The 6,215-nt window shown below is 46.6% G+C and carries 4 protein-coding genes; 3 read left to right on the top strand and 1 reads right to left on the bottom strand.

Annotated features, from left to right (window positions below; genetic code table 11):
• Positions 1-213 precede the first annotated feature (213 nt).
• Positions 214-2,478, top strand: a complete 2,265-nt coding sequence (locus tag GUA98_RS26705; protein ID WP_193724940.1) for a hypothetical protein — start codon at positions 214-216, stop codon at positions 2,476-2,478.
• Between the two features lie 103 nt (positions 2,479-2,581).
• On the opposite strand, the gene dapA is transcribed toward GUA98_RS26705, so the two are convergent.
• Entirely contained in the window at positions 2,582-3,478 is an 897-nt protein-coding gene (gene dapA, locus GUA98_RS26700) for a 4-hydroxy-tetrahydrodipicolinate synthase (RefSeq protein WP_193724939.1), read from the bottom strand.
• Positions 3,479-3,601: 123 nt separating this feature from the next.
• Between dapA and GUA98_RS26695 the strand changes: the two genes are divergently transcribed.
• Both GUA98_RS26695 and GUA98_RS26690 read left to right on the top strand, forming a co-directional pair.
• The gene (locus tag GUA98_RS26695) at positions 3,602-4,489 is read left to right on the top strand and encodes a LysR family transcriptional regulator (RefSeq protein WP_153978325.1); all 888 of its coding nucleotides are present in this window, start codon (positions 3,602-3,604) and stop codon (positions 4,487-4,489) included.
• A 276-nt stretch (positions 4,490-4,765) separates the two neighbouring features.
• Positions 4,766-6,043, top strand: coding sequence for a BNR-4 repeat-containing protein (locus GUA98_RS26690; protein ID WP_201281198.1), 1,278 nt, complete (start codon positions 4,766-4,768; stop codon positions 6,041-6,043).
• Positions 6,044-6,215: the final 172 nt, after the last annotated feature.

Genomic DNA, 6,215 nt, shown 5'->3' with positions numbered 1-6,215 from the left:
GAGTACCGCCGGAATGTTTGACCTTTTTTAGCCATGAAAAAATCCCCTTCGTTTACATGATTAAGTTCATCTTAACAGATGTCTTTTTTCTCATGTCTACTAAAAGGGGATAATACCATATTCGCGGCTTTTTTTTGTTTTCTGAACTTAAAAAAGTTGCGTATACGATGAAAATTATGAATAATGTTTAGATGTGCGGAAGGGGGGCATTTTTTGAAAAAGAAGAAGAATAGAATTCCGTTTACACTTCTCGTAATATTTGTTCCTGCGATAATCCTGACGGTACAGATCTGGAATGATTATCGAGGCGGGGTTATGAGAGTCCAGGATCAATACTCCAATCTGACAGGCATGTATTATCTTGATGGCGGGAACAAAATTGCAGCTTTAACGGATGAAAGGGACGGCATGTATTTGAGGCTCCACATGTATGAGGCTAACACGGGGAACCTGATCAAAGAACAAATGATCCTTGCCAATTATGAAGGTCCATTAGCAGCAGCTACATATCAGAATAACGGTGTGATCATCCCAACAGTAGACAGCAGTCAGAGCTTACAGCTGACTCACGTACGGGATACGGGAGAAGTGACAGAATTAGCCCGAAGTACATTGCAGCTCGATACTCCTTGGGCAGATGTACACGCCTGGCGTGGCAGGCTCATTGTGAATGGAGAAACATCAGGTTCAACGACATACCTTGCAGAGGTCAGGGACGCAGAAGTAAAAATAGTGATTCTTAATAGTCCAGATGTACTTCCGTCGGATCCTGAAAATATCTCTGACTTAGACGGGAGCTTCAAAAACGAGCTGCCTGTTCCTCTATTTGAAATCGTACTTGAACATGGCGAAAGGGCCCATGTAAGTGGAATTCTTCAACAAAATGGCCTTCCGGCTGTGAAGATTCAATCCGAGGATGTAGGCATTTCCCTCGCACAGGAACAGGCTTCCAATACGTTTTCCAAATTATTCGGCGTCGATAACACTCGATTGGTTCGGGCTGAGGATTTCGATCCCAAACAAGTCCGTTTCTATAATGCCAAAACGAATGAGTGGGGTTCTGTCGTTAATACTCCCAAACCGGTATACCAAGCCCGTGTATTCTTATTGAATGACCAGGAGGTTTTCATTGTTGGATCTTCCATGGAGGATGAGAAACAAGGTGAAGTTCGCGGTTATATCTACAATGAAAAGAAAAAGTCTTTTGTGGATGCAGGAGCAATGGTTGGGCAATTATCATTTGAGGATCTGGAGAACACGGACGTTCAATTTTACAAAGCTCTCGAAGATGATACGCTCTATTACTCCGGCGGCGAACAGGCTGCAGGGGCCATGAACGTGCAGACAGGACTAGTCCATATGCAAACGAAGGATCAGATGCTCGAATGGATCAAAATAGCGAATGAAGGACAGTTATCCTTCCGTGGATTCCTGGGTCATATTGGTGAAGGGGGGGTTCTTGTCCTCAACTGGGCAGTTTGGCTCGCGATTCCGCTGTTAGTCATCATTGTGCCACAATTCGTCCTGCCGTTGTTGTTTAGAAGGCGTACACGGCAGATTAACGAGGGTGAACTGTTGAATGGTACGATCATGGAGATGGCAGAGACAGGTACCTACGTCAACAATCAGCCGCTCGTTCGCTTCAAAATTCGTTTCGAGGTGGATGGTGAACGGAAGGAGGTTGAACTCAAAAAGGTGATCTCTCTCCTGAATGCTAATCGTATCGGCGATCAGGTAGTTATCAGCTATAATCGGGAAAAGGACAAGGCCATGTTGATATCCGATGAGGATTTACAGGGCCAGATGCCATCAACCATACATCATGCTGTTCTTGAACGTATTGATCATTATGGATTCCTGAATCGCGGCAAGGTCCTCCTGCTCCATTTTATAGCGGATGAACAAGAATACGAGGTGCCGGTTGTGCAGCCTCCGGGCTTCAGCTACCGTGTAGGGACCGAGGCAACGTTGATTCAGGCTGGAGGCCAGGTTCGCCTTCAAAGTTATGGTGTGGGTACTTCGGAACTTGCCGATCAATTGGCGCTGGAGGCAGAAGTTGTCCGAATGGAGAAGAAGGAGACGGAGTTCCTGGATCGGGAGCTGTTGGTTATGGATTTAATCATAACAAGCGGTGAGGACAGTATCCGCAAAACAAACAGCCTGTTCGTACCATTGGATACTGTTGTTCAGAACGGAACGCGGATTCCCATGCATATGAAACGTGAAGATTATGAGCGTGAACTTCGGTTAGCCAAAGGCAAACAGGGTGCGGCCACGATTCGAACCGTCATGTATGAAGGGATAACAGCCGGCGAGCGCCCCTTGGCGCGGATTACGGTGGATCGAGGAGGACAGATCTATGAAATTCGTCAGTCGATCGATCCTATATTCGGTGTAGAGATTGGCGACGAGCTCTGGATCAGTTATGATGAACAGACACGTGAAGCTCTTATCCTACATTATTCATCAAATGGATAGCATCACACAGCTAACGTATATATTTAGAATTTCATAAAACACATTGAAAAAGCCGCAGATCTGCGGCTTTTGTTGTCTATGGAAGGACGTTTAATGATAAGGTTTAACCTACTGCGTTACTGCTCACCATGTATTGATCCATCTTCGCTTTTAATTGCTCAGATGCCGGCATCAGCGGCAGGCGCAGTTGATCGGAAGTAATGATTCCTTGATTGACAAGCAGCCATTTGATCATGGCAGGAGCGGGCTCTGCAAAGAGATGATCAATAAAAGGAGCGACTCGAGTGAACAGCTCACGCGAGCCCTCTTTGTCCCCATTTTTATAGCGATCGTACACCTCAATGAATTGCTCCGTGTTAATATTGGCAGATGCCAGCATGCCGCCAGCAGCACCTTCACTTAACATATCATAAAAGAATGCATCATCCCCGCACAGGATGGGTTTGGATCCGCTGCGTACCAGCTCCGACATTAATTCCACGCCGTTGGTGCTGTCCTTAAGGCCAATAACCCCGTCTAAGTTCATTATTCTTTTCATCGTATCCACGGAGACACGGACACCCGTGCGTGCAGGGATTTCATATACAATAATGGGTACTCCCACTTCGGCAGTCACGCGAAAATGCTCATAAATGCCTTCCTCTGTTGGTCTGTTGTAGTAGGGAGTGACGACAAGAACAGCGTCCGCTCCGAGTTCACCAGCCATTTGTGTGCGCTTGACCGTTGATGCTGTATCGTTGGTTCCGGTTCCAACGACGATAGGTATTGTTTTATTTATGCTTTGCAAGGTTTCCTTCGTGACTTGAACAAGCTGTTCTACTTCATCCCATGAAACCGTAGGTGATTCTCCAGTAGTGCCGTTAATAACTAAACCGTGAATTCCGCTATTCGCCATATGTGTGATGTAGTTCCGAAAGGAAGGGATATCGAGCTGATTATCCTTCGTAAAAGGGGTGATTACCGGTACATAAATACCTTGAATCTGTTGTTCGGTTAGCATAATATGGCCTCCATTTATGTTGAAATGACATTAAATTCACTTTACCATGGGAATTGGCATCATAGTTAACTATAATAGATGATGGGTGTTATCGATTATTTTGATAAGGAAGGTATGAGGAACATGGATTTGAATTATTTTCAAACCTTTCGTGAAGTGGCCGTGCGGCAAAGTTTCACCAAGGCGGCAGAAGAGCTTGGCTATGCACAGTCGAGTGTAACGACACAGATTCAAAAGCTGGAAAAAATCTATCAGGTCAAATTATTCGAACGTTACAATAACAATAAAATCCGACTTACTTCAGCCGGGGAAGAATTGTTCAAGCTCTCCGGACAACTCCTGGAGATATATGAACATTCGCAGGAAAAGCTGACCAAACAGGGCGGAGGCTCACTTACCATCGCAACGATGGATTCGCTGGCTTCCTATTTTCTTCCTGCTCCGATTCAGACGACGCGCAAGCAGTATCCTGAATTGGGTATTCGGCTGCAGACCGATCGTGAAGACATGATTTTGCAGAAAGTAAAAGAGGGAGAAGCCGATGTGGGACTGATTCTCGCGAATGCTTCACTCGAATCTGGCTTGCAGTGGATCACCATCCGGGAAGAGCCGCTCGTCCTCATCGTTAACACAGATCATCCCCTTGCGAAGAAACAGAAAATCGAACTGAGCGATCTGGCTGACGAAGAATGGATTATGCCCGAGGATACCTGCAACTACAGACAGCTGCTGGAGAGAGTGCTCAGGGCTAACGGTATTCCTTACAAAGTAGGTCTGGAGCTCGGAAGTCCTGAGGCGATTAAACGAAGCATTATGGCAGGATCGGGTATCTCGCTTTTGCCTCAAATGATCGCCCTCGATGAGATCCGGCGGGAGGAACTCACCGTTTTGCCACTGGAGCATGGCGAATTCAGACTCGAAATCCAATTAGTCATTCACACCCGAAAATGGGTATCTCATGCATTGCGCCAATTTGTCACAAACCTCGGAGCCAAGGAGACTGAATGGTAACCCATTCGGTCTTTTTGGTGATGGAAGATTTCGAAAACGTTTAGCAAAACCGGAAGTGATGAAATGTTCTATTCCATTTTATCTTGAAGCTTAAATATCAAATTTTTGTTCTATTAAAAGCATGATTTTGTATATGACTTACAGCGGAAAACTCATGTTACCATGGTGATGGCGCTAACAAGCACCCAGCAAACTGTAAGCGCTTTAATTATTCCCGGCCGGGGATTCTTTCTCTACGAATTCATGTTACACCAATCATGAAGGAGGCGAATGATCTTGGGAAAAAGCAGGTTCTGGAAGATAGGCGCCGCTGCCGCATTGCTCATATCGATACTGCCAACGAGCTCTGGTATGGCAGCAGCAGCACTCACGGAGGTTCCTTATGCCATGGATTCAAGCAATCAGGCGGGATGGTGGACGCCGCTGGAGACATATGGCACGGGAAATGAGTATGCGTACTTGGCATATAACGGCCCGGGAGGCACAGAGAGCACACATACTGTAAATATCGCAAGACGGGACGGATCTGGAACGTGGTCCAACATTCCGGTGATGAATGGCAGCAGCATAGCCCAGTATAGTGATGACATTGGGCACAACCAACCTTCCATAGCACGAGACGGCAGCGGCCGATTTCATGTCTTTGCATCCATGCACAACGATAGCTGGCGTTATTTCAGGTCAGACACCGTTGGAGGCGCTCCGCAGAATCATTCTTCCGATATGCCTTCCTTCTCCACTTTCAAGGGGACATACCCCGTTCTGACAACAGCACCAAATGGTGATGTCTATCTTCTGATCCGATCAAGCGATGACACGACTGGATATCGTCCAGGAATTTTGTATCGCTGGAACAATGCTCAGTCCAGCTGGAGCCAAGTGGCGGTCGTCGGTGCGAACGCGGGTCGTTCATTCTATCCCAATGATCTGGTTTTCGATGCGCAAGGCGACTTGCACATCCTGTTTGAATGGTCAACTTTTGTTTCGAGCGCACTACGTCATGATTTATCTTACGTGAAGTACAGACCTTCAACAGGTACTTTCTATAAAGCAGATGGCAGCGTCATAACTTCACCCGTATCGCTAAGTAATGTGGATATTGTGCAGCCGTTTGCTCCAACCGAGGCCTACGTCAAGGATGGAGGCGATCCAGGCGGACCGGGAATCCAGAGCGCCAAGCTGGCTGTAGATTCAGCAGGCAATCCGAAGATTGTCTATCGGTACCGTGAGGAAGGAAGCACGAACTTCTCCGTGAAATATGCTTCTTATGATGCAGGTGGATGGACGCAGCAGACTGTATATAATGCCACGGCAACTAGAGCGGGAATTGATATTACGTGGACGGGGTCAGAAGTCCGGGTCTATTATACGAAATATAGCGGCACCGACCGTGCATATATGGCTGTTCCGGACGGCAATGGCGGATGGACCCAAACGTCGATTGCTCCAGGCAAGCCGATTGAGAGACTCAGTGTTGAGCGCAATGCCAATGGTGTCGATATTCTGTACCTGGTGGATATCACCAATCGTAAGCTGTATTACGGCAGAAACTAAACTGCTTAACTACTTCTGATAAGTACCTCTGGAGAGTCAACCGCACAGGCCGTGCGGAATCACTCCAGAGGTGTTTTTTTGATTATATTCAAATATCGGAGCGAAAGCCTTTTAGTATGGCATACTAAAATGGGCATCTCTTGCTAATCGAATGCGAAACAGTATACGCTAT

This window comes from Paenibacillus sp. P13VS (genome assembly GCF_015143645.1).
GTDB classification, from domain to species: Bacteria; Bacillota; Bacilli; order Paenibacillales; family Paenibacillaceae; genus Paenibacillus; species Paenibacillus xylanilyticus_A.
The sequence above is the reverse complement of the archived record's forward strand: the minus strand, read 5'-3'. Positions and strand labels throughout refer to the sequence as shown.